Genomic DNA, 23,129 nt, shown 5'->3' with positions numbered 1-23,129 from the left:
CCCTGGACAGCCTGCCAGCGCGGGACGTGCCCGCACCGCGGCACTCAGCCGATCACCGAGTCCACCAGCGCCTTCGCCTCCTGCTGGACCTGCTTCAGGTGCTCCTCGCCCTTGAAGGACTCCGCGTAGATCTTGTAGACGTCCTCCGTGCCGGAGGGGCGGGCCGCGAACCAGGCGTTCTCCGTGGTGACCTTCAGTCCGCCGATCGCCGCGCCGTTGCCGGGTGCCTCTGTGAGCTTGGCGGTGATGCGCTCACCGGCCAGGGTGTCCGCGGTGACCTGCTCGGGGGACAGCTTCTTGAGCGCGGCCTTCTGCTCGCGGTTCGCCGGGGCGTCAATGCGCTGGTAGACGGGGTCGCCGAACTGCTCGGTGAGCTCGCGGTAGCGCTGAGAAGGCGTCTTGCCGGTGCGCGCGGTGATCTCCGCAGCGAGCAGGGCCATGATGATGCCGTCCTTGTCCGTGGTCCACGCGGAGCCGTCCAGCCGCAGGAAGGACGCACCGGCGGACTCCTCGCCGCCGAAGCCGACGGAGCCGTCCAGCAGACCGGGGACAAACCACTTGAAGCCCACGGGCACCTCGTCCAGGCGCCGCCCCAGGGACTCGGCCACGCGGTCGATGATGGAGGAGGAGACCAGGGTCTTGCCCACCCCGGCGTCCTCCCGCCAGCCCTCGCGGTTGCGGTAGAGGTAGTCGATGGCCACGGCGAGGTAGTGGTTGGGGTTCATGAGCCCGGCGTCCGGGGTGACGATGCCGTGGCGGTCGCTGTCGGCGTCGTTGCCCGTGGCGATGTCGTAGCGGTCCCTGTTGCCGATCAGGGATGCCATGGCGAACGGGGAGGAGCAGTCCATGCGGATCTTCTCGTCCCAGTCCAGGGTCATGAACGCCCACTGCGGGTCCACGGTGGGGTTCACGACGTCGAGGTTCAGCCCGAAGCGCCGGCCGATCTCCTCCCAGTACGCGACCGAGGCGGAACCCATGGGGTCCGCGCCGATGTGCAGCCCGGACTCCCGGATGGCGTCGAGGTCGATGATCTGCGGCAGCGCGGACACGTAGCTGTCCAGGAAGTCGAAGGTCCCGGTGGTCTCCGCGGCGGCGGCCTCCTCCAGGGGCACCCGCTCCACGCCATCGAGGCCCGCCGCGATGAGGTCGTTGGCGCGGTTCGCGATCCACTCGGTGGCGTCCGTGTCCGCGGGACCGCCGTGCGGGGGGTTGTACTTGAAGCCGCCGTCCGTGGGCGGGTTGTGGGACGGGGTGATCACGATGCCATCCGCGCGGTCCTCGGGCTCGGAGGCGTTGTACGTGAGGATTGCGTGGGACAGCGCCGGGGTGGGCGTGAAGCCGTCCCGGGAGTCCAGCAGGGTGCGCACGCCGTTGGCCGCGAGCACCTGCAGCGCGGTGTCCTGCGCGGGTCCGGACAGCGCGTGCGTGTCCTTGCCCATGAACAGGGGGCCGGTGATGCCCTGCGCCGTGCGGTACTCCACGATCGCCTGGGTGATCGCCGCAATGTGGTTCTCGTTGAACGAGGTCTTCAGTGAGGACCCGCGGTGCCCGGAGGTGCCGAACACCACGCGCTGGTCAGGATCGTCCGCGTCCGGTACGCGGTCGAAGTACGCGGCCAGGAGCTGGTCGATGTCCACGAGGTCACTGGGTTGGGCGACGGTGCCCGCACGGTTGGTCATGTCACCAACCTAGTCCCGAATCCGCGTCCCGTCAGGCGGCACATCCAGTTCCGTGCGTGCCGGATCCTGCCAGGGATGGCGACGCCGCGCGGGTGGGATGCCTTCGTCACGGTCACGGGGACTCGACGGCGGCACGTGGCCGTCCCGCGGAATCGGGCGCTGCGGTCCGGGGGAGGGGGCGCGGCGAGACGGCGGGTCAGGCGACGAGGTGCGCGCGCGGCGTCGTCGCCGGGTCCAGCTGGGCGACGAGCGCGAGCAGCCGGGCCTCCGAGGACGGTCCGCCGATCAGCTGGACGCCCATGGGCACGGGGCCCGGGTAGTCGCCCGTGGCGGGAACGGCCCACGTGGTGGGGTACGTGATGGCAGGCAGTCCCACCACGTTCACCACGGACGTCCACGGCGTGTACTGGCACTGGCGCTCGTAGTCCTGGTCCGCCCCAGCGGGGTCCGCGATGTCGTACCCCTCGTGGAACCACCCCACGGGCCGGGGCGGCATGGCCAGCGCGGGCGTCAGGAGCATGTCCAGGTCCGCGAACCGCCGGATCACGTCCGCCTCGATGCCGCGCAGCACGGCCACGGCGTCCGCGAGCTCCACGGCCCCTCGCTGCAGGGCGCGGGCGCGGAACGTGCGCGCGAGTCCGGTGAGCAGGTGCTCCCGGCCCTCCAGGGGCAGCTGGCCCGTGGCGGTGGTCCACAGGGCGGAAAAAGCCTCGGGGTAGGCGGGATCGAATCCGAGGTCCACAGTCTCCACCGTGTGCCCGAGATCCTCGAGCTGCCGCACGCCCCGCTCCAGGGCGGTGCGCGCCTCGGGGGAGACCTGCACGTCGTAGGTGCCGTCGAACGGGGACTGCGTGGTCACGCCGATCCGCAGGGGCCGCTCGCCCCAGGGCGTGTCTCCGCGGTGGGCGGCGCGGACGACGTCGCGGAAGGAGTTCTCAGGTGCTGCCGCCACGGGCCGCGGGATCCGGTCGTGGCCGGGGGTGCGGCACAGCACGTCCATGAGCAGGGCGGCGTCCTCAGCGGTGCGGGCAATCGGCCCGTTCACGCCCAGCTGCCCCACGTTGGAGAGCGCGTCGCTGCTGGGGACCCGACCGCGGTTGGGCTTCAGCCCGATGAGACCGCACGCCGCGGCGGGGATGCGCACGGAGCCGCCGCCGTCCGAGCCGATCGCGCCCGGCAGGATCCCCGCCGCGACCGTCGCGGCCTGACCCCCGGACGATCCACCGGGGGAGCAGTCCAGGGCGAACGGGTTGCGTGCCGCCGGGTACATGCGGTTCTCGGAATAGCTGTTGAGCAGGAACTCTGGCACCTGCGTCTTGCCCAGGATCACGGCCCCGGCGGCCTCGAGCGTCCCGGAGAGCTCGTCGGAACGCTGAGCGCGGGCCAGATCACCGTGCCCGTCCCGCGATGCGAGGCTGCCCCAGGAGGTGGGCATCCCGGCGACGTCGTGCCCGTCCTTGAGCGCGGTGGGAACCCCCAGCAGCGCGGGCAGGGTGGTCAACCCACCGGGGGCGTCCGAGGCACGGCCGGTCCCGCCTCGGACTGCGTCGGCCGGGCGCTGGCCCGCGGACAGCCTCTCGTCCGCGGCGCGGGCGCTGACCACTGCCGCATCCCGCGCCACGTGGACGAACGCCCCCAGATGCCCGTTCAGCGCGTCGATGCGGTCCAGGGCGTCCGAGGTGAGTGCCTCGCTGGTCGTCTCACCGCGGCGCAGCGCCGCCACGGTCTCGGTCAGGGTGGGGAAGTGCTCCATGGGATCCTCTCGCGCACGGTCGGTGGACGGTGGTGGATCAGGCCGTGGGCGTCGTGGCGGGAGCCGCGGCTCTGGGTGTCCGGCGGCGTCGCAGGTTGCGGCGCACGAGCGGCCAGAACACGGCCAGCACACCGACGGCCACGAGGCTCGTCCACACCTGGGTGCGGCTCGCGTCGTCCGAGACCAGCATGACCACCACGATCCCCGCGACGGCCACGATCACCAGGATGCCGAGCCACGGGTGCAGCCATATCTTCAGCTTGAGGTTGGCGCGCTCCTCGGGGCTCATCCGCGAGCGCAGCTTCATCTGGGTGATCGCCACGAACACGTACACGAACAGAGCCACGAGACCCGCAGAGTTCATGATGAAGTCGAAGATCCCGGACTCCGGGGCCAGGAAGTTCACGAACACCGCCGCATATCCGCCCAGGGTGGAGGCAATCACGGCGACCACGGGAACGCCGTTCTTGGACTTCCGTGCCACGATGCGCGGAGCCAGTCCTTCCGCCGCGAGAGCGGAGAACATGCGCGCTGCGGAATACAGCCCGGAGTTCAGCACGGAGCACACTGCGGTGAAGATGACGATGCTCATGATCGTCTCCGCGCCGGGCACCCCGAAGAGGTCGAAGACGTACACGAACGGTGCCTGCTCGTCCGGGTCCGGAAGCTGGTTCCACGGCACGATGGTCACGATCAGCAGGATGGAGCCCACGAAGAAGATCAGGATGCGCCACACCACGGTCACGGTGGCCTGGCGGATGCCCTTGGCGGGGTCCTCGGACTCCGCGGCGGCCATCACGGCGATCTCCGTGCCGAAGTAGGAGAAGATCACCACGGCCACGCCTGAGACTACGGCCCAGCCACCCTCAGGGGCGAAGCCGCCGTGCTGCCACAGGTTCGGGATCGAGAAGCCGGCGCCGGGCCACAGCCCGAACGCGAAGAGGGTCCCCACGGCGAGGAACGCGACGATCACCGCCACCTTGACGCTCGCGAGCCAGAACTCCACTTCCCCGAACGAGCGCACGGAGATCAGGTTGGTGCCCGTGAAGATCAGCAGCAGGATCACGGAGCCCAGCCACACGGGCATGGCTGGGAACCACCCCGCGAGCAGCGATCCACCCACCACGGCCTCGAACGCGATCACACCCACCCAGAAGTACCAGTAGAGCCATCCCACGAAGTAGCCGGCCCATTCCCCGAGGCCCACGCGCGCGTACTCCATGAAGGAGCCCACGGCCGGCCGGGCGGCGGCCATCTCGCCGAGCATCCGCATGGCCAGGAACACGAGCAGCCCGCCCAGCAGGTAGGACAGCACTGCGGCCGGTCCGACCATGCGGATCACGTTGCCGGAGCCCACGAACAGGCTCGCGCCGATGATCCCGCCCAGCGTGATCATGGTGACGTGGCGTGATCGCAGGGCCTTGTGGGTGATCTCGGGGGAGTCTCCGCCGGCCGCAGTGGCCGTGGTGGCCGCGGAGCTGCCGGAGGGTGCGCCGCCGTGCGGTGCGCCGTCGTTGCTCATCAGAGTTCCTTTCGGCCGTCGGCCGGGTGCAGGGTGGAACGGGCCGGTGCCTGATGCTGAGTGCGGGCGGCAGGTTCCGGGTGGGACAGGTGAGTTCTACCACAGACGGTGTGACAGGGGTGTTTCGTGCGCGGCCTCCGCACCTCCACATCCCCGTACTGCGTGCTGCGGAGCCGAGGCAGCAAAGGCGCGGCGCGGCGTCGTCGTCGGAACCGAGGAAGAGCGGGCGGAGGACGAACGGGCGGGCAGCAACCGGAGAACCGGTCACCGCCCGCCCGCTGGGGACGCTCCTCGTGGAGCGCGTGGCGTCAGATCCTCGGGATCAGGCGCCGGCATCCTCGATGGCCTTGGCGAAGACGCGCAGGCCGTCGCGCAGCAGGTCGAAGTCGATGACCAGCGGGGGCAGCAGGCGCACAATGTTGCCGTAGGTGCCGCAGGTCAGAATGGCTACACCCTTCTCGAGGCAGGTGGCCGCGATCTGCTTGGCCGCCTCCGGGTTCGGGTCCTTGGAACCGGGCTCCACGAACTCCAGCGCAATCATCGCGCCGCGTCCGCGCAGCTCGCCCACGATCGGGGAGGACTCGGCGAGGGAGCCGAGCTCCTCCTTGATGATCGACTCGATCTCGAGCGCGCGGTCCACGAGGTCCCACTCCTCGATGGTCTCCAGGGCGCCCAGCGCGGCCGCGCAGGCCACGGGGTTGCCGCCGTAGGTGCCGCCCAGGCCACCGCCGTGCACGGCGTCCATGATCTCGGCACGGCCCACCACGCCGGACAGCGGCATGCCGCCGGCGATGCCCTTGGCGAAGGTCACCAGGTCCGGCTCCACGCCCTCGTACTCAGACGCGAACCAGCGGCCCGCGCGGGCCACGCCGGCCTGCACCTCGTCCGCCACGAACACGGCGCCGTTGTCCCGGCACCAGGAGGACAGCGCGGGCAGGAAGCCCTCGGCGGGGACGATGAAGCCGCCCTCACCCTGGATGGGCTCAATGACCACGGCGGCCACGTTCTCCGCGCCCACCTGTTTCTCCACGATGCCCAGCGCGCGGCGGGCGGCCTCCTCGCCCGTCATGCCCTCCGGATCCCGGAACGGGTAGGACATGGGAACGCGGTAGACCTCGTTGGCGAACGGTCCGAAGCCCTGCTTGTAGGGCATCACCTTGGCGGTCATGGCCATCGTGAGGTTCGTGCGGCCGTGGTAGGCGTGGTCGAAGACGACCACTGCCTGACGCTTCGTGTGCACCCGCGCGATCTTCACGGCGTTCTCCACGGCTTCGGAGCCGGAGGTGAACAGCGCGGTGCGCTTTTCGAACGAGCCGGGGGTCAGCGCGGCGATCTTCTCGCCCACGCTCACGTAGTCCTCGTACGGGGTGACCATGAAGCACGTGTGCGTGAACTTGGCCACGGCGTCCTGCACGCGCGAGACCACCTTGGGTGCGGAGGCACCCACGGAGGTCACGGCGATGCCGGAGCCGAGGTCCACGAGCTGGTTGCCGTCCACGTCCCGGATCACGCCGCCGTCCAGCTCGTCCGCGAAGACGGGCAGGGAGGAGGCGACGCCAGCCGAGACGGCCTTCTTGCGGCGTTCCGTCAGCGCCTGGGACTTGGGGCCGGGGATGCTGGTCTTGAGCTCGCGCTTCTGAGGGAGCCGGTACTCGATGTCTGCCATGTGGGTGTTCCTTTCGTGCAGGGTGCTCGTGCGGAGAGGGCGGATCAGGCCCAGGGAGAGGGCAGGCCCATGTACTGGACCGTGGTGTACTCCTCGATGCCCTCGGCGCCGCCCTCCCGGCCCAGGCCGGACTCCTTCACGCCGCCGAACGGTGCAGCGGCGTTGGAGATCACACCCACGTTCAGGCCCAGCAGGCCGTACTCGATGCGCTCGCCGATGCGCAGCGCGCGGGAGATGTCCTCAGTGAAGACGTAGGAGGCCAGGCCGTACTCGGTCTTGTTGGCCAGGCGCACGGCGTCGTCCTCGTCCGTGAACGTGATGACGGGAGCCACGGGACCGAAGATCTCCTCGGTGAACACGCGGCACTCCTCGGTCACGCCGGTGAGCAGGGTGGGCTCGAAGAAGTAGCCGGGGCCGTCCACGGCCTTGCCACCGACCTCCGCCTTCGCGCCCTTGTCCAGGGCGTCCTGCACGAACTCGGCCACGCTGTCGCGGGCCTTCTTCTCCACCAGGGGGCCCACGGTGGAGTCCTCGTCCAGGCCGTTGCCGGGCTTGAGCGCGGCGAGCTTTGCGGCGAACTTCTGCGAGAACTCCTCAGCCACGGACTCGTGCACCAGGAAGCGGTTGGCCGCGGTGCAGGCCTCGCCCATGTTGCGCATCTTGGCGGCCATGGCGCCGTCCACGGCCTTGTCCAGGTCCGCGTCCTCGAAGACGATGAACGGACCGTTGCCGCCCAGCTCCATGGAGGTGCGCAGCACGTGGTCCGTGGCAGTCTTCATGAGCTGCTTGCCCACGGGGGTGGAGCCCGTGAAGGAGACCTTGCGCAGCCGCGGGTCCGCCATGATGGGCCCGGACACGTTGGACGCGGAGGCCGAGGAGACGACGTTGAGCACACCGTCGGGCAGGCCAGCCTCGACCATGAGCTTCGCGAAGAACTGGGAGGTCAGCGGGGTCAGGCGCGCGGGCTTGAGGATCATGGTGCACCCGGCGGCGACGGCGGGCGCGACCTTGCGCGTGGCCATGGCCAGCGGGAAGTTCCACGGGGTGATCAGCAGGCACGGGCCCACGGGCTTGTGGGTCACGATCATCTTGAGGTTGCCCTCGGGGGTGGACGCGTAGCGGCCGTAGTGGCGCACGGCCTCCTCGGAGAACCAGCGCAGGAACTCGCCGCCGTAGACGACCTCCCCCTGGGCCTCCTTGAAGGGCTTGCCCATCTCCAGGGTCATCAGCAGCGCGAGGTCGTCCTTGTGCTCCTGCACGAGGTCGAACGCTCGGCGCAGGATCTCGGAGCGCTCGCGGGTGCTGGTGCGGGCCCAGGACTCCTGGGCGTCCGCGGCGGCGTCCATGGCCGCGCGAGAGTCGTCCTCCGTGGCCGAGGCCAGGGTCGCGAGCACCTCGCCGGTCGCGGGGTTCTCGACGTCGAACGTCCCGCCGTCCGAGGCGTCGCGCCACTCGCCGTTGATCAGCAGTCCCTTGGGGGTGGCGTCGAGAACCTCTGACACCTTGTCCTTGATGCTCAAATCTCGTTCCTTTCAGAATCCGCGCGCGGTTCGTTCACGTGCGCTCGCGGGGGTGTTCGGACAGAGTCCTTCCTGTCCATCGTATGCCCGGGGGCAAGGCCTCCCTTAGTGGTTGTCGCTCCGTGACTTCGCGGACTCCGCAGCGCGGTGCACGGCATCCTCGCGGCGGTTTTCGCGCGGCGGCGTCCGGTGACTCCGGCCACGGGTGGCGCGCGGCCCCGTGGCGCACGACGACGACGTTGCCGGCGGCCGACCTATCGCCCTGCGTGAACGCCCTGTCGAAGCGGTGTGACGCCGCATAGGCTCGCACCATGGCTTACGCAACGATCAACCCCGCCACAGGGGAAACCGTCAAGGAATTCGAGACCGCCTCGGACCAGGAGGTGCGCGACACCGTCGCCCGCTCCGCCGAGGAGTACAAGAGCTGGCGCAACGTGCCGGTGGCGGAGCGCGCCGCCATGATGCACCGCATGGCCGAGCTCTACCGCGAGCGCCAGGACGAGCTGGCCGCTCTGATCACACTGGAGATGGGCAAGCCCGCCCAGCAAGCCGCCGGTGAGGTGCAGATCGCGGCCGCGATCTACGACTACTACGCGGACAACGCGGAGGAGTTCATGAAGGGCCGCACCCTCAACCCGTCCACGGGCGGGGAGGCTCGCGTGGTGCTGGACTCCACGGGCGTGCTGCTGGGGATCATGCCGTGGAACTTCCCCTACTACCAGGTGGCGCGGTTCGCGGCCCCGAACGTGATGCTGGGCAACACGGTCATCCTCAAGCACGCGGGCAATGTCCCGCAGTCCGCGCTCGTGCAGGAGCAGCTCTTCCACGAGGCGGGCTTCCCCGAGGACGTTTACATCAACGTGTTCGCGTCCAACGACCAGGTCGCGGAGATCATCATCCCGGATCCGGCGGTGCAGGGCGTGTCCCTGACCGGTTCGGAGCGGGCGGGCGCGTCCGTCGCGGCCACCGCCGGCAAGAACCTCAAGAAGGTTGTGCTGGAGCTGGGCGGCTCGGACCCGTTCATCGTGCTGGACGACTCCAACGTGGAGCGCACCGTGAAGCAGGCGGTCTCCGGGCGCATGAGCAACAGCGGCCAGGCCTGCACGAACTCCAAGCGCTTCATCGTGCTGGAGGACGCCTACGACACGTTCGTGGAGAACTTCGCGCAGGCCGTGCAGGGCATCACCCCGGGGGATCCCACGGATGAGAAGACCTTCGTGGGCCCGGTGAGCACCGTGGGTGCCCGGGACGAGATCATGGAGCAGGTCCAGGACGCCGTGGCCAAGGGCGCCACCGTGCTGGCCGGTGGCGGAAAGCCCGACAAGCCGGGCGCCTGGATCGAACCCACCCTGCTCGCGGACGTCACCCCCGAGATGCGTGCGTACGCGGAAGAGATCTTCGGTCCCGTGGCCGTGGTCTACAAGGTCAAGGACGTGGACGAGGCTGTGGAGCTCGCCAACTCCTCGCCGTTCGGCCTGGGCGGCTCCGTGTTCGGCGCGGACGAGGCCGCGGCCCTGGAGGTCGCGCAGCGCGTGGACTCCGGCATGGTCTTCGTCAACGCCGTCACTGACACGGCCCCGGACCTGCCCTTCGGCGGCGTCAAGCGCTCCGGCGTGGGCCGTGAGCTCGGCCCGTTCGGCATCGAGGAGTTCGCCAACAAGAAGCTGATCCACACGCCCAAGAAGAAGTAGGGCCCCGGTCGACGACGCCCCCGCACCGTGGTAGGTGCGGGGGCGTCGTCGCATTCTGGCGGGACGAGGATCTCGCCGTGAAAGACGCCTCGTGTCACGGGCCAACGAACCCCGGAGGGCCCCATGAACCCGCTCGTTCCGTCACCGATCGCCCAGTTCATGTTCGCCCTGGGTGCGGTAGCCGCGGTCCTGTGGCTCGTGGCGATCTGGACGCCCGCGAAGAACAAGGCCGCGCACGCCCGCTCAGCAGCTGCTGTTGACACTGGCGGCCCGTCATCGGCCCGGCACTGTGGCTGACCGCCGGCCGACGTGCGGGTGCGACGCCTGCAGCTGAGCGCCTGACTGCCCGGCCATGTCCGGCACTGAGCCCCCGCGCGGAAGGCGGGCGACATCGCTCTGTGCCGTGCGCGGGCGACGTCGCCGCGTACGGCGAGCGGGCGGCGTCGCCTCCGAGGACGACGCCGACCGGCGCGGTCTCCGCGCCCGCCTCAGTCCTCGCGCTGGTAGCGGATCTGGGCGCCCACCACGGTGGTGCGCACCGCGGTGTCCCGCACGGCCTGCGCGTCCTCGGCGAAGACGTCCCGGTCCACGCACACGAAGTCCGCGAGCATCCCGGGGGCGAGGCAGCCCTTGAGGTTCTCCTCGTAGGAGGCGCGGGCCACGGCGTGGGTGTAGTAGTCCACGGCCTCGGGGCGCGTGATGGTCTCGTGGGGCTGCCAGCCGCCCTCGGGGAGCCCGTCGCGGGTGCGGGTGATGGCGGCGTGGATGCCGTAAAACGGGTTGGGGTCCTCCACCGGGGCGTCCGAGCCGAAGACGAGCTCGGCTCCGGCCGCGCGCAGACTGTTCCACCCGTAGGCCACGAGGTCCCGGCCCTCCAGGAAGCCGTTCATGGGCATGTCCGAGGTGCAGTGCACGGGCTGCATGGACGCGGTGACCCCGAGCTCCCGCAGCCGGGGGACGTCCCCGCGCTTGATGTACTGCGCGTGCTCGATGCGGTGGCGCAGCCCGAACGCGCGGGAGATGGAGCTGGTGGTGGCGATGGCGTCGAGGGCCTCGCTGGCGGCCTGGTCCCCGATCGCGTGCACCGCCGAGGCGATCCCCGCCGCGGCGGCCAGGTGGATCCAGTGGTCGAGCTCAGCGGGCTCCATGACGCTCATCCCGTGGTCCTGGGTGCCGGGCCACGGCTCGGACATGTGGCACGTGTGGGAGCCCAGGGCGCCGTCCGCGAAGAGTTTGAGGGGGCCCATGGAGATCCACTCGTCACCGGCGCCCGTGCGGATCCCGCGGCGGATGAACTCGTGGATCTGCTCCTGGCGCAGGATCTTGTGCACGCGGATGTCCAGCTCACCGCGCTCGCGGAGCTTGCGGTAGGCGTGGAGGCAGTCCACGCCGTCGATGTCGTGGATGGACGTGATGCCGCGCTTCAGCAGCTCGCGCTGCCCGAGGGGGAGGTAGCTGTCGATGTCCCCGGACACGTCCGACTGCATGAGCCCGTCCCGGATGGGGATGGCCGCGGCCTCGCGCAGCACACCCGTGAGCTCGCCGTCCTCGTAGCGCTCGAACTCGCCGCCGTCCGGGTCCTTCACGGTGCGGTCCAGGCCGAGCTCCTGCAGCGCCTTCGAGTTCAGCCACAGGGTGTGCAGGTCCAGGGAGCTCAGGGCCACGGGAATGTCCGGGGCCACGGTGTCCAGGACATGGCGGTCCGGCAGCTCGGTGGTGGTCCACGCGTTGATGTTCCACTGCCCGCCGAAGATCCAGGTGATCGACTCGTCCGCCATGGCCCGCTCCACGAACGGGCGCAGGACCGCCAGCGCGGAGTCCAGGTCCGTGCAGTGGCGCATGTCCGGCTCGATGAGCGAGCGGGAGTACATGGCGGAGTGGATGTGGCCGTCCCCCATGCCCGGCATCACGAACCCACCGCCCAGGTCCGTGCGCTCCGTGCCCAGCGGCGCCTGGTCCTTCAGCTCGCGGTAGTCGCCCACGGCCAGGATGCGGTCCCCGGAGGTCAGCAGCGCGTTCGGGTGCGCCATGCTGTGGGACTGCCACTGGCCCTGGGGCGTCCAGCCGGTGGCCGGGTTCATGGCGTGGACCGTGGCGTTGTGGAACAGGCGGTGCATGGTGGGACTCCTCGTGGTGCGCCGAGCACGGCAGCGGCTGGTGGCCGCCGATCGTCACGGACCACCCTACGGCGACCCCGTCGCAGACCCGAGGGGTGCGGTACGCCGCCGTTGCGGGGACAGCTACATGCCGGGCAGCAGCTTCGCCGGGTCCGCGACCACGTGCACCACGGCCGGGACCCGGTCCTCGGTGACGGCGCGCACGGCGTCGGCGATGACGCCCTCGATGTCCTCGTTGCGCTCCAGCCGCGCACCGTGCGCCCCGTAGCCGCGGGCCACTGCGGCGAAGTCCGGGTTGCACAGCTGCGTGCCGGAGACCCGGCCGGGGTAGTGGCGCTCCTGGTGCGCACGGATGGTTCCGTACTGGCCGTTGTCCACAACCACGATCAGCGGGCGCGCGCCGTACTGCACCGCGGTGGCGAGCTCCTGCGAGTTCATGAGGAACTCGCCGTCCCCGGAGACCGAGAGCACGAAGCGCTCGGGTTGGGCCAGGGAGACGGCGACGGCGGAGGGCACGGAGTAGCCCATGGTCCCGTTGCGCACCGAGAAGTGGCACGGGTAGCCGCCCTTGGGCACGTAGCGCTGCGCCCACGCGGTGTGGTTGCCCGAGCCGGTGGTCACGGCGGTGTCCTCGGGCAGGTGGGGCAGCAGCGCCTTCACCACCAGCTCCATGTCCGCGGTCCCGGGAGCGTTGTTCCCGGCGGACGACGGGATGCGCATGTGCTCGCGGTGCGCGTTGGCGGCGGGTTCGAGCCAGTCCGTCCAGTCGGGGTGCTCACCGAGTTCCATGCCGGCGACGGCGCTCCCGAAGGCCACGGGGCTCGCCAGGATGTGCCGGGTCACCGCCCCGGAGTGCTGGCGCAGCCCGGCGTCCACGTTGACCACCCAGTTGCGTGCCGAGTGCTGCTGGCGCAGCGTGAAGCCGTCGGTGGGGATGTCCGAGAGGGTGGTGCCCACCACCAGCAGCAGGTCCGCTTCCGTGAGCACACGCACGGTGTCCTCGGTGCGGCTGTAGCCGAGCTCGCCCACGGCCACGGGGGAGTCGGTGCGGATCCTGTCCCCGGCGCGCCAGTCGGAGACCACGGGGATGCCGTGGCGCTCCGCGAAGCCGGTGACCAGCGCGGCGGCCTCGGGGGTCCACCGCGGCCCGCCGAGCATGATGGCCGGCCGTTCGGCCGTCTCCAGTGCGGCTGCCAGCTCGGAGAGCTCCTCCGCGGAGACCGCGCCCTCGGCCACGGGCAGCGGCGGGACCACGGGGGCGTCCGTGCGCTGGGTGATGACGTCCTCCGGCAGTCCCACCACCACGGGGCCGGGGCGCCCGGAGCTCGCGGCGAAGAACGCCTCCGCCACGTACTCGGAGGCCCGGTCCGGGTCGTCCAGGACCATCACCCGCTTGGCCTGGGAGCCGAACCACTGGTGCGGGTCGAACTCCTGGAAAGCCTCCTTCTCCCGGTGCGCCACGGGCACCAGGCCCACGAAGAGCACCAGGGGAGTGGAGTCCTGCCACGCGAGGTGCACGCCCACGAACGCGTTGGACGCGCCCGGTCCGCGGGTCACCATGGCCACGCCCGGGCGGCCGGTCAGCTTGCCGTGGGCCTCCGCCATGTAGGTCACCCCGCCCTCCTGGCGGCACACCACGTTCTGCACGGACGAGTCGTGGAGCCCGTCCAGCACGTCCAGGAAGCTCTCCCCGGGCACGGTGAACACGCGGTCCACGCCGTGGGCCTCGAGGGACTCGACGATCAGGTGGCCGGCCGACTGCTCGGGCATGTCTACTCCTGTGTGTCCTGGCGGGGGCCCGGGATGCTCGCGGTCCCGGTCACCCGGGGTGGCCGGGGTGACCCGCGCCACGTGGGCGGTGGTCCCGTGAGCCTACCGCCGCGCCGTCGAGATCGGCGCGGTCCGCACGTGCGCCGTCGGGTGCGCACGGCCCGCGGGCCGTCCCGGGCGGACCCCGCGGCGTGATCGGTCGACGGCGGGAGCGGTGGGCGGTGCGTGCGGCCGCCGGTGCGTGTGGTCGACGGCGCGTGCGCTCACAGGCTCCCGTGGACCACCTCGCCACCGATCACCGTGGCGGTGACCCCGATGTCCTTGATGCTCGTGGGGTCCACCGCGTAGATGTCCTCGGAGAGCACCACGAAGTCCGCGAGCTTGCCCACGCTCAGGGATCCCTTCTCGTGCTCCTGGTGGGAGGCCTGCGCACTGGCCACGGAGTAGGCGTGCAGCGCCTCGTCCACGGTGATGCGCTCCTCCGGGACGAAGTCTGCTCCGGAGGCGGTGCGGCGGTTGACCATGTCGTGGATGTTGGACAGCGGCGGGTAGTCCACGATGGGCGCGTCCGTGGAGGCGGGCACCGTCATGCCTGCCTCCAGCAGGGACTTCATGCGGTAGCAGAACCGGGTGCGCTCGGGCCCGAGCGCACGGGCCATGCCATCGCCGAGCTCGTTGACGAACCTGCCCTGCGGCACGGGGACCACGCCGAGCGACGCCGCGCGTGCCACCTGCTCCTCGCTGGCCACTCCGAAGTGCTCGATGCGGTGGCGGCAGTCCTCGCGCGGGAACCGGCGCTGGGCCTCCTCGATGATGTCCAGGACCACGTCCACGGCGCCGTCGCCGATGGCGTGGACGGCCAGCTGCCAGCCGTTCTCGTGGGCGGCCACGAGTCGGGCCTCGAGCCACTCGCGGGGGAACTGCAGGTATCCGAGGTTCTCCTCCGCGGCGCAGGAGTGGGGCTCGCCCTCCGCGGACAGAGCGTCGTCCGCGGGGGAGGTCTCGGGCTCGTAGCCCACCGTCATCAGCGCGGAGCGCCCGATCAGCGAGCCGTCCGAGAGCACCTTGACCGCGCCGATGCGCAACCACTCGTCGCCCATCCCGGAGCGGATGCCGAGATCCAGTCCGAACCCCTGGCCCTCGTGCGGGTACGGCTCGGCCACCGTGAGCCCGGTGGGGTCCACGGGGTGCAGGGTTGTGAGGTAGGGCATCACGGTGGCGCGCACGCGCAGCAGCCCCTCGTCCCGGGCGAGCTGGTAGGCGGCGATGTCCGTGGGGGACTGGCCCAGGTGCGCGGGGGCCCCGAGCCCCGGTTCGGTGATGGACGTGATTCCCGCGGCCACGGCGACGTCGCCCGCGGCCCCGATCTGCTCGGCCACCACGCGCGTGGTCTTGGCCGGGAGGTGGTCCGAGACCAGCGCGCGGGCGGTCTCCTCGAGCAGGCCCTGTGCCGAGCCGTCGTCGTCCAGCGGGACGCGGCCGCCCTCCGGGACGGTGAAGCCGGCGCGCCCCGGGTAGCCGGCCACCGCGAAGGCGGCCGAGTTCGCTACCGCCATGTGGCGCGAGTTGTGCCACAGCCACACAGGGTTCAGCGGGGCCACGGCGTCCAGCTCCACAGCCAGCGGGTGGTGGCCGTCCAGGTAGTTCTGGTCGTAGCCCTGGCCCATGACCCACTCGCCCGGCTCCGAGTCTCGCGCGGCCGCGCCGATCCGCTCCAGCAGCTCCGCCATGGTGGGCGCAGCCCGCGGGCTCACGTCCACCTGCACGAGCGCCTCGCCGAGCAGACTCAGGTGGCAGTGCGCGTCGTGGAAGCCCGGGACCACCGTGGCGCCGCGCAGGTTCACCACTCGGTCGAAGGCCTCACGGGGCAGCTGCTCGTCCACGCTCACGATCCTGCCGCCGTGCACCCCCAGCGCGTGCACCAGGGGGTGCCCGGGGTCCTGCGTGTGGATGGAGCCGTTCGTGAAGATCACGTCGAGTGCCATGGTGGTGCCGTCCTCGGGGTCGTGTGCGTGGTCCGCGCACCGGGTTCCGGGCACGACGTCGTGCTCGGGCGAGCGGGCGAGTCCGCCCATCGTCTCGCGCGGGTGTGCCCCGTGTCACGCGACGTCACGGGCCATGACGGGCCGTGACCCGGCGGCGACCGACCGTGACCGGTGACCACGCGCGGCCCCCGGCCCGCTCACCCGGCCCGCGCCCGGGAGGGGCTGACGCAAGCCGGGGTCGCCCCCCGCGCGGCGACTACCCTCGAGGCAACGGCATCGGCCACCCCCGCCCCGGGGTGTGGACGGGCCACTGGCCTCTCGCGCGGATGTGCCCCACCTCGCACAGCAGGAGAACACCATGCCCTTCGATCCACAGGCCCCGGCCACCGGCCCCATGCCCGTTTTCCACGAGAGGGGGGACCAGGGGTACAAGAAGTCCCTGGGCCACTTCCAGATCCAGATGATCGGCATCGGTGGTGCCATCGGCGTGGGTCTGTTCCTGGGCATCGGCGGGCGCCTCGCGGCGGCGGGCCCCGCGCTGGTCGTCTCCTACCTGGTGGTCTCCGCCGTGGTGTACCTGCTCATGCGCGCCCTGGGGGAGCTCGTGATCCACCGCCCCACCACGGGCGCGTGGGTCTCCTACGCGCGCGAGTTCGTGGGCGACCGCTTCGCGTTCATGACGGGGTGGATCTATGTAGCGCTCTCCGCCGTGGCCGGGGTGGGCGAGATCGCCGCGCTCGCGGTGTACGTGCAGTTCTGGTGGCCAGAGATCCCGGGATGGATCCCGTCCCTGGTCGCGGCGATGACGATCGTGGGCTGCAACCTGCTCAGCGTGAAGCTCTACGGGTTCATCGAGACGTGGGCGGCCATGGTCAAGGTGCTCGCGATCCTGCTTTTCCTGGCGGCGGGCCTCGTCCTGGTGGTCGCCGGTGACATCTTCCACGCCCCCACCGCGGCGTCGGTCACCAACCTGTGGAGCGGCGGCTTCGCCACACGGGGAGTGCTCGTGCTGGTGGTCGTGATGACCGGCGTGGTCTTCTCCTTCTCCGCGATCGAGATCGTGGGCGTGTCCGCGGGCGAGGCCAAGGACCCGGAGAAGTCCATGCCCAAGGCCATCAACTCCGTGGTGCTGCGCATCGCCCTGTTCTACGTCGGCTCCATCCTGGTGCTTTCCATGCTGCTGCCCACGGACGAGTACTCCGGAGACGAGTCCCCGTTCGTCACCGCGCTCGCCTCCCTGCACATCCCCGCGCTGGCCGGGATCATGAACTTCGTGGTGCTCACGGCGGCGATCTCCGGCGTGAACGCGACCCTCTACGCGAGCGTGCGGCTGCTGCGCAACCTCTCCGCGCACGGCCAGGCGCCCAAGGTGATGGCCTCGGTGGGTCACCGCGGTGTGCCCACGGGGGCGCTGCTGTGCATCTTCGGCTTCGACCTGGTCGGCATCGTGATGATCTACGCGCTGGGCGCCTCGGACGCGTTCGAAGTGGTGCTCAGCGCCTGCTCAATCTTCGTGCTCTTCGGTTGGATCTCCATCTTCGTCTCCCACCTGGGCTACCGGCGCCAGGTCGCCCGCGGGCAGGTCGCGCCCGTTCACTTCAAGATGCCCGGTGCGCCCGTGACCAACTACGTGTGCCTGGTGTTCCTCACGGTGCTCTCCCTCTACATCATGTTCGACTTCAGCAACCCCCACTGGTACTACAGCCTCCTGGCCGGTGTGCTGATCCTGGTGGCCACGAACATCGGCTACGAGATCTCCCGACGCCACGTGCGCCGCAACGGCCTGCCTGACCTCACACCCTCGAACGAGGAGCACGACGACGAGGCAGGGCACCACGACGCCGTGGGGAACGGTGCCGCCGAGGGCGAGGGGCGGGGCCCCGGCACGCGCTGAGCACCGTCGTCCCCCGGACCGTGGACGTGAGCCGCGCCACGGCCCCCGGACCCGCCGGAATCGGTTGCCCTGCCGCTAGGGTGGAGCACTGGTAAATCCGGGGCGCCGCGAAAAGCGGCGGGACCGAGGCTGGAGGAGCACATGGACAACATCAACAACCTGCCGTCCGCGAGCGTGGACGAGATCCCCGCGGGCGCACCCGTGCTGGACGTGCGCGAGCAGGACGAGTGGGATGCCGGGCACATCGAGGGCGCCCAGCACCTGCCGCTCTCGCAGCTCGCCGAGCGTACCGACGAGGTGCCGCTGGACGTGGACGTCTACGTGATCTGCCGCTCCGGCGGTCGGTCACTGCGCGCCACGGCGTACCTCGCGCAGTACGGCTACGACCCCGTGAACGTGCTGGGCGGCATGGGTGCGTGGGCGGACGCAGGCAGACCCATCGTGTCCGAGACCGGGGAAACGGCGCGCGTTCTGTGAACGCGGCGGTCTCCGGCGTGGCCCCGGGTCCCTCGGACCCGGGGCCACGCGCCCGTCGCTACGCGTTCCTCGGTCCTGAGGGCACCTTCACCGAAGCCGCACTGATGCAGGTTCCGGGGGCGCCGGACGCCGAGTGCATCCCCATGAACTCGGTGCCGGCCGCACTCGCCGCGGTGCGCGAGGAGACGGTGGACGCCGCCGTCGTGCCCCTCGAGAACTCGGTGGAGGGCGGGGTGAGCGCCACCCTCGACGACGTCTCCTTCGGCGCCGAGCTGCGGATCTTGCAGGAGATCCTCGTGCCCATCCGCTTCGTGCTCGTGGCACCGGACGGCGTGCGGCTGCAGGACGTCCGCACCGTCTCGACCCACACGCACGCGTGGGCGCAGATCCGTGGCTGGGCCGAGACGAACCTGCCAGGCGTCACGTACGTCCCGGCGCCGTCCACGGCGGCCTCCGCGGTGGCCATGCTCGACGGCCGCGGCGGGGTCAGCACCCAGGGCCTGGGATACGACGCCGGGGTGTGCTCGCCGGTGGTCGTGCAGCGGCACCCGGAGCTGCAGGTGCTCGCGGAGGACATCAGCGACAACGAGAAGGCCGTGACCCGCTTCGTGCTCGTGGCCCGCCCGGACGCCACCATGCCCGCCCCCACCGGCGCGGACAAGACCTCGCTCGTGGTCCCCCTGTGGGAGGACCGCCCCGGGGCGCTGCTGGAGATCCTCGAGCAGTTCGCCACCCGCGGCGTGAACCTCACCCGTATCGAGTCCCGCCCCACCAAGACCCACCTGGGCGACTACTTCTTCTCTGTGGACATCGACGGCCACATCCAGGACGACCGCGTCGCTGACGCCCTCATGGGCGTGCGCCGGATCTGTCCCCGCACCCGTTTCCTCGGCTCCTACCCCCGCGCGGACAGGCGCGAGGTCCGCGTGGCGAAGCACCACAGTGACGCCGCGTTCATCCAGGCCCGCTCGTGGGTCGACAACCTGAAAGGACAGTGACGTCCATGGACATCGAGGGCTGGAGCCAGACGCTCACCGCAGGCCCCCTCCTGCTCATCGCAGCGGCGGCCATTGCCGTGCTGCTGGTGCTCATCATCAAGCTGCGCGTGCACGCGTTCCTGGCACTGATCATCATCTCGGCCCTCACGGCCTTCGCCACCGGGATCCCCACGGACCAGGTGGTCCCCGTGATGCTTGACGGCTTCGGCAAGACGCTCGCGAGCGTTGCGCTGCTCGTGGGCCTCGGCGCGATGCTCGGGCGCCTGCTGGAAACCTCCGGCGGCGCGCAGGTGCTCGCGGACCGGCTGATCCGGGCCTTCGGCGAGAAGCGCGCACCGCTCGCGCTCGGCGTGGCCTCCCTGCTGTTCGGCTTCCCGATCTTCTTCGACGCAGGCCTGGTGGTCATGCTTCCCGTGGTCTTCTCGGTGGCCCGCCGCCTGGGAGGCAGCGTGCTGACCTACGCGCTGCCCGCCGTGGGCGCGTTCTCCGTGATGCACGTGTTCCTGCCACCGCACCCGGGGCCCGTCACCGCGGCCACGTTCTTCGAGGCCAACGTGGGCTACATCATCCTGGTGGGCCTGATCTGTGCGATCCCCGCGTGGTACGTGTCCTCCTACCTTTTCGGCAAGGTGGTCGGACGCCGGATCTCCCTGCCCGTGCCCACGATTTTGGGCGAGGCCGAGGACGTGCGGAACCCGCCGAAGGTGGGCACCGTGGTGGCCATGCTGCTGCTGCCCATGGTGCTGATCTTCCTCAACACCGGTCTGGGAACCCTCGCGAAATCCGGGGCGGTGTCCCAGGAGACCGCATCCCAGACATGGTTCCAGCTGCTGCGCTCCCTCGGCGAGACCCCCCTCGCGCTGACCATCACACTGATCGTGGCCGCGCTGTGCATCGGCCGGGCCCGTGGGCTCAGCGGCACCGCGATCGAGAAGACGTTCGACTCCGCACTGGGTCCCGTGTGCTCGGTCATCCTCATCACCGGCGCCGGCGGGATGTTCGGTGGCGTGCTGCGCACCTCCGGGATCGGTGCCGCCCTCGAGGACGTGCTCGCGGATCTGGGGATCTCCGTGATCCTCGCGGGCTTCCTGATCGCCGCTGTGATGCGCGTGGCGCAGGGCTCGGCCACCGTGGCCCTGACCACTGCGGCGGGGCTGATTTCTCCCGCCGTTCTCGCGGGCGACTTCAACGGCGTGCAGCTGGCCGCGATGGTCGTGGCCGTGGCGGCCGGTTCCGTGGTGCTCTCCCACGTCAACGACTCCGGGTTCTGGCTCGTGGGCCGGTTCCTGGAGATGGACGTGCGCACCACGTTCAAGACGTGGACGGTGCTCGAGACCATCATCGGCGTGCTCGGCTTCGCGCTCGCGGCCCTGCTGTTCGCGGTGGCCGGGGCCTTCTGACCTTGCCCCCCGGCGGGGGTGACGACGGCCACGTCGTCGCGTCCCGTTCCGGCCGCGCCCGGCCGCGGTCCCCGGGCGGTGCCCGCGAGCCCCTGACAGGAGGACCCGGCTCTCCCAGGAGAACCGGGTCCTCCTGTCAGCCGGGCTGGGTCAGTCTGCCTGGGAGGGTGGCACGCGGACCCGCAGGGAGCGGTGGTCCACGATGGACTCCAGGGCGGTGATGCTGCCGAGCAGGTCCCCGTCCACCTCGCACTCGATGGGCTCGTGGAACTCCACGCGCACGGACTTGCCGCTGTAGAAGTCGATCACCGGCAGGTCGTGGCGGTGGCGGAAGGCCACCTTGGCCACCATTCCCAGCCAGCCAAGGACCGAGCGCGGGGACATCACCACGAGGTCCAGGTAGCCGTCGTCCAGCTTGGCCTTCGGCACCAGGATCAGCCCGGCGGTGAGCTCGCCGCAGTTGCACACCATGACGGAACGCACCAGGCGGGACTCCCACGGGCCGCCGTCCACGCTGAAGCGCGCCCACCGTGGGTGGCTGAACAGATGGCGCATCCCGGCCTCGCCGTAGGCGGCCCACCCCACGAGGTTCTTGAGGTCGTCCTTGGTGTCCGCCATGATCTGGGCGTCGAAGCCCGCGCCGCCCATGACCAGGAAGCGGTGGTCCTCCGTGCGCCCGTCCTCGGTCTCCAGGTGCATGGTGATGGAGTCGATCGCCTTCTGCGAGCCAAACAGCGCCACGTCCACGGAGTGGTGCGGGTCCGTAAGGTCCGCGTGCAGGTTCCGGGCCAGCAGGTTGCCGGTGCCGAGCGGCACGAGACCCAGGGGAATCTCCCCGCCCACCAGAGACTCGCCCACCGCGCGAATGGTGCCGTCCCCGCCCGCGGCCAGCACGACGTCGGCACCGGACTCCACAGCGCGCCGCGCCATGGAGAATCCGGGGTCGTCGATCTCAGTCTCGTAGATCACCGGGTCTGCCCAGCCGGCCTTGCGGCACGCCACGATCAGCGCATCCCGGGCCACTCCCGCCTGGGCCTTGATCGGGTTGACCACCATGGCCACTCGCTGGGGCTGCCACTTGTTGTCCGGCACTGAGTCCCTTCCGGGGATCGGTTCACGCTGGTTGTCGACAGCGGCAAGTCTACGGGTCCGGCCTCCCCGTTCCCCGGGACACCGCCCGGTTGGATACCCTGGAAGGGTGATCGACATCAACGACCTGCGCGCCGACCCCGAAACCTACCGTGCCTCCCAGACCGCCCGCGGGGCGGACGCGGGGCTCGTGGACCGCATCCTGGAGGCGGACTCCCGGCGTCGCAGTGCGATCACGGACTTCGAGTCCCTGCGCGCGGAGCAGAACGCCTTCGGCAAGAAGGTGGCCAAGGCCCAGGGTGAGGAAAAACAGCAGCTGCTGACCCAGGTCAAGCAGCTTGCCGCGGATGTGAAGACCGCGCAGGCCACCGCGGATGATGCACAGGCCCAGCAGCAGGAGCTCGTGGCACAGTTCCCCAACGTCATCGTGGAGGGCATCCCCTCCGGCGGTGAGGACGACTTCGTGCTGCTGCGCACCGAGGGCACACCCCGGGACTTCGCGGCCGAGGGGTTCGAGCCCCGCGACCACCTGGCGCTCGGGGAGCTGCTGGACGGCATCGACATGGAGCGCGGTGCGAAGGTCTCCGGCTCCCGGTTCTACTTCCTCAAGCGGGACGTCGCCCGCCTGGAGACCGCGCTGCTGATGGCTGCGCAGGACCTCGCCCTGGACAACGGGTTTGTCCCCATGACCACGCCCAATTTGGTGCGCCCGGCCGTCATGAACGGCACGGGCTTCGACGTGGAGCACGACGACGAGATCTACCGCGTGGGCAAGGATGACCTCTACCTGGTGGGCACCTCCGAGGTGGCGCTGGCCGGGTACCACCAGGACGAGATCCTGAACCTCTCCGACGGCCCGCTGCGCTACGCCGGGTGGTCCTCGTGCTACCGACGCGAGGCCGGTTCCGCGGGCAAGGACACCCGCGGCATCATCCGCGTGCACCAGTTCAACAAACTGGAGATGTTCGTCTACTGCCGTCCGGAGGACGCCGCCGCCGAGCACGAGAAGCTGCTCGCGTGGGAGGAGCAGATGCTGCAGGCCTGCGGTCTGAGCTACCGTGTGATTGACACCGCCGCGGGGGACCTCGGCACCTCCGCCGCCCGCAAGTTCGACTGCGAGGCCTGGATCCCCACGCAGGGCAAGTACCGCGAGCTGACCTCCACCTCCAACTGCACCACCTACCAGGCGCGCCGGCTCAACATCCGCGAGCGGCTGCCCGAGACCACGGACGCTAACGGCAAGGTCAAGAAGGGCGGCACGCGCGCCGTCGCCACCCTCAACGGTACGCTCGCCACCACCCGCTGGCTCGTGGCGCTGCTCGAGACCCACCAGCAGACGGACGGCTCCGTGACGATCCCGCAGATCCTGCGCCCGTACATGCGCGGCCAGGAGGTCATGCGCCCCGTCGCGTGAGCAGCCGCGCCCCCCGCCCGACGACGCTGCGCTCCGACGATGTCGCCCGCCCGCCGTGCCCGCGCACGGTGCGCGGGCGTCGTCGTTTGCCGCCCCGTGGCCCGGACGTCACCCGCAGGTCACCGGGGCGTCCACCGCAGGACGTGCCGCCATG

16 protein-coding genes are annotated in these 23,129 nt (G+C 70.6%); 7 read left to right on the top strand and 9 right to left on the bottom strand.

All coding sequences use genetic code 11. The annotated features are described in order from the left end of the window. Positions 1-44: 44 nt before the first annotated feature. From pgm to FS770_RS10335, 5 genes are all read right to left on the bottom strand, one after another. Positions 45-1,679 (bottom strand): phosphoglucomutase (alpha-D-glucose-1,6-bisphosphate-dependent), encoded by a 1,635-nt coding sequence (gene pgm, locus FS770_RS10355; RefSeq protein WP_145011613.1) that lies wholly within the window; start codon positions 1,677-1,679, stop codon positions 45-47. Between the two features lie 196 nt (positions 1,680-1,875). Then, positions 1,876-3,432: an amidase gene (locus tag FS770_RS10350; protein ID WP_145011611.1), complete on the bottom strand. Its 1,557-nt coding sequence runs from the start codon at positions 3,430-3,432 to the stop codon at positions 1,876-1,878. Positions 3,433-3,469: 37 nt separating this feature from the next. Then, entirely contained in the window at positions 3,470-4,954 is a 1,485-nt protein-coding gene (locus tag FS770_RS10345) for an amino acid permease (RefSeq protein ID WP_145011608.1), read from the bottom strand. Positions 4,955-5,276: 322 nt separating this feature from the next. Next, entirely contained in the window at positions 5,277-6,620 is a 1,344-nt protein-coding gene (gene gabT / locus FS770_RS10340) for a 4-aminobutyrate--2-oxoglutarate transaminase (RefSeq protein WP_145011605.1), read from the bottom strand. Between the two features lie 44 nt (positions 6,621-6,664). Further along, positions 6,665-8,140 carry an NAD-dependent succinate-semialdehyde dehydrogenase gene (locus FS770_RS10335; protein WP_144943074.1) on the bottom strand — a complete coding sequence of 492 codons (1,476 nt, stop codon included), beginning with the start codon at positions 8,138-8,140 and terminating at the stop codon, positions 6,665-6,667. A gap of 311 nt (positions 8,141-8,451) precedes the next feature. Here FS770_RS10335 and FS770_RS10330 point away from each other — a divergent pair, with 311 nt between their 5' ends. After that, positions 8,452-9,831 carry an NAD-dependent succinate-semialdehyde dehydrogenase gene (locus FS770_RS10330; RefSeq protein WP_144943075.1) on the top strand — a complete coding sequence of 460 codons (1,380 nt, stop codon included), beginning with the start codon at positions 8,452-8,454 and terminating at the stop codon, positions 9,829-9,831. A gap of 123 nt (positions 9,832-9,954) precedes the next feature. After that, positions 9,955-10,128: a hypothetical protein gene (locus FS770_RS13775; protein WP_186366754.1), complete on the top strand. Its 174-nt coding sequence runs from the start codon at positions 9,955-9,957 to the stop codon at positions 10,126-10,128. Between the two features lie 191 nt (positions 10,129-10,319). Here FS770_RS13775 and FS770_RS10325 read toward each other — a convergent pair whose 3' ends face one another. The 3 genes from FS770_RS10325 to FS770_RS10315 all read right to left on the bottom strand — a co-directional run bounded on the left by FS770_RS10325 (position 10,320) and on the right by FS770_RS10315 (position 15,703). Beyond that, on the bottom strand, positions 10,320-11,948 hold the full coding sequence (locus FS770_RS10325; protein WP_145011602.1) for an amidohydrolase: 1,629 nt from the start codon (positions 11,946-11,948) through the stop codon (positions 10,320-10,322). 123 nt (positions 11,949-12,071) lie between these two features. Further along, complete coding sequence (locus FS770_RS10320; protein WP_145011598.1) at positions 12,072-13,718, bottom strand: thiamine pyrophosphate-dependent enzyme; 1,647 nt, start codon at positions 13,716-13,718, stop codon at positions 12,072-12,074. A 263-nt stretch (positions 13,719-13,981) separates the two neighbouring features. Continuing rightward, a complete protein-coding gene (locus FS770_RS10315) occupies positions 13,982-15,703 on the bottom strand; it encodes an amidohydrolase (protein WP_144943130.1) in 1,722 nt (573 codons plus the stop codon). A 358-nt stretch (positions 15,704-16,061) separates the two neighbouring features. Between FS770_RS10315 and FS770_RS10310 the strand changes: the two genes are divergently transcribed. From FS770_RS10310 to FS770_RS10295, 4 genes are all read left to right on the top strand, one after another. Next, positions 16,062-17,597: an amino acid permease gene (locus FS770_RS10310; RefSeq protein ID WP_144943078.1), complete on the top strand. Its 1,536-nt coding sequence runs from the start codon at positions 16,062-16,064 to the stop codon at positions 17,595-17,597. A gap of 141 nt (positions 17,598-17,738) precedes the next feature. Continuing rightward, complete coding sequence (locus FS770_RS10305) at positions 17,739-18,074, top strand: rhodanese-like domain-containing protein (protein ID WP_068471077.1); 336 nt, start codon at positions 17,739-17,741, stop codon at positions 18,072-18,074. Further along, positions 18,071-19,072: a prephenate dehydratase gene (gene pheA, locus FS770_RS10300; RefSeq protein WP_144943079.1), complete on the top strand. Its 1,002-nt coding sequence runs from the start codon at positions 18,071-18,073 to the stop codon at positions 19,070-19,072. Before FS770_RS10305 ends, pheA begins: the two co-directional genes overlap by 4 nt. A 5-nt stretch (positions 19,073-19,077) precedes the next feature. After that, positions 19,078-20,472, top strand: coding sequence for a GntP family permease (locus FS770_RS10295; protein WP_144943131.1), 1,395 nt, complete (start codon positions 19,078-19,080; stop codon positions 20,470-20,472). A 150-nt stretch (positions 20,473-20,622) separates the two neighbouring features. Here FS770_RS10295 and FS770_RS10290 read toward each other — a convergent pair whose 3' ends face one another. Then, on the bottom strand, positions 20,623-21,564 hold the full coding sequence (locus FS770_RS10290; protein WP_244944873.1) for a diacylglycerol/lipid kinase family protein: 942 nt from the start codon (positions 21,562-21,564) through the stop codon (positions 20,623-20,625). 106 nt (positions 21,565-21,670) lie between these two features. Here FS770_RS10290 and serS point away from each other — a divergent pair, with 106 nt between their 5' ends. Next, positions 21,671-22,975 carry a serine--tRNA ligase gene (gene serS / locus FS770_RS10285; protein ID WP_144943080.1) on the top strand — a complete coding sequence of 435 codons (1,305 nt, stop codon included), beginning with the start codon at positions 21,671-21,673 and terminating at the stop codon, positions 22,973-22,975. Positions 22,976-23,129 lie beyond the last annotated feature (154 nt).

It is taken from the genome of Kocuria salsicia (assembly GCF_007681555.1).
Classification (GTDB): domain Bacteria; phylum Actinomycetota; class Actinomycetes; order Actinomycetales; family Micrococcaceae; genus Kocuria; species Kocuria salsicia.
The sequence above is the reverse complement of the archived record's forward strand: the minus strand, read 5'-3'. Positions and strand labels throughout refer to the sequence as shown.

Excerpts from the sequence above, each read along its gene's own strand:
- pgm (WP_145011613.1), bottom strand. The coding sequence starts at position 1,679 with ATGACCAACCGTGCGGGCACCGTCGCCCAACCCAGTGACCTCGTGGAC.
- FS770_RS10350 (WP_145011611.1), bottom strand. The coding sequence starts at position 3,432 with ATGGAGCACTTCCCCACCCTGACCGAGACCGTGGCGGCGCTGCGCCGC.
- FS770_RS10345 (WP_145011608.1), bottom strand. The coding sequence starts at position 4,954 with ATGAGCAACGACGGCGCACCGCACGGCGGCGCACCCTCCGGCAGCTCC.
- gabT (WP_145011605.1), bottom strand. The coding sequence starts at position 6,620 with ATGGCAGACATCGAGTACCGGCTCCCTCAGAAGCGCGAGCTCAAGACC.
- FS770_RS10330 (WP_144943075.1), top strand. The coding sequence starts at position 8,452 with ATGGCTTACGCAACGATCAACCCCGCCACAGGGGAAACCGTCAAGGAA.
- FS770_RS13775 (WP_186366754.1), top strand. The coding sequence starts at position 9,955 with ATGAACCCGCTCGTTCCGTCACCGATCGCCCAGTTCATGTTCGCCCTG.
- FS770_RS10325 (WP_145011602.1), bottom strand. The coding sequence starts at position 11,948 with ATGCACCGCCTGTTCCACAACGCCACGGTCCACGCCATGAACCCGGCC.
- FS770_RS10320 (WP_145011598.1), bottom strand. The coding sequence starts at position 13,718 with ATGCCCGAGCAGTCGGCCGGCCACCTGATCGTCGAGTCCCTCGAGGCC.
- FS770_RS10315 (WP_144943130.1), bottom strand. The coding sequence starts at position 15,703 with ATGGCACTCGACGTGATCTTCACGAACGGCTCCATCCACACGCAGGAC.
- FS770_RS10310 (WP_144943078.1), top strand. The coding sequence starts at position 16,062 with ATGCCCTTCGATCCACAGGCCCCGGCCACCGGCCCCATGCCCGTTTTC.
- FS770_RS10305 (WP_068471077.1), top strand. The coding sequence starts at position 17,739 with ATGGACAACATCAACAACCTGCCGTCCGCGAGCGTGGACGAGATCCCC.
- FS770_RS10295 (WP_144943131.1), top strand. The coding sequence starts at position 19,078 with ATGGACATCGAGGGCTGGAGCCAGACGCTCACCGCAGGCCCCCTCCTG.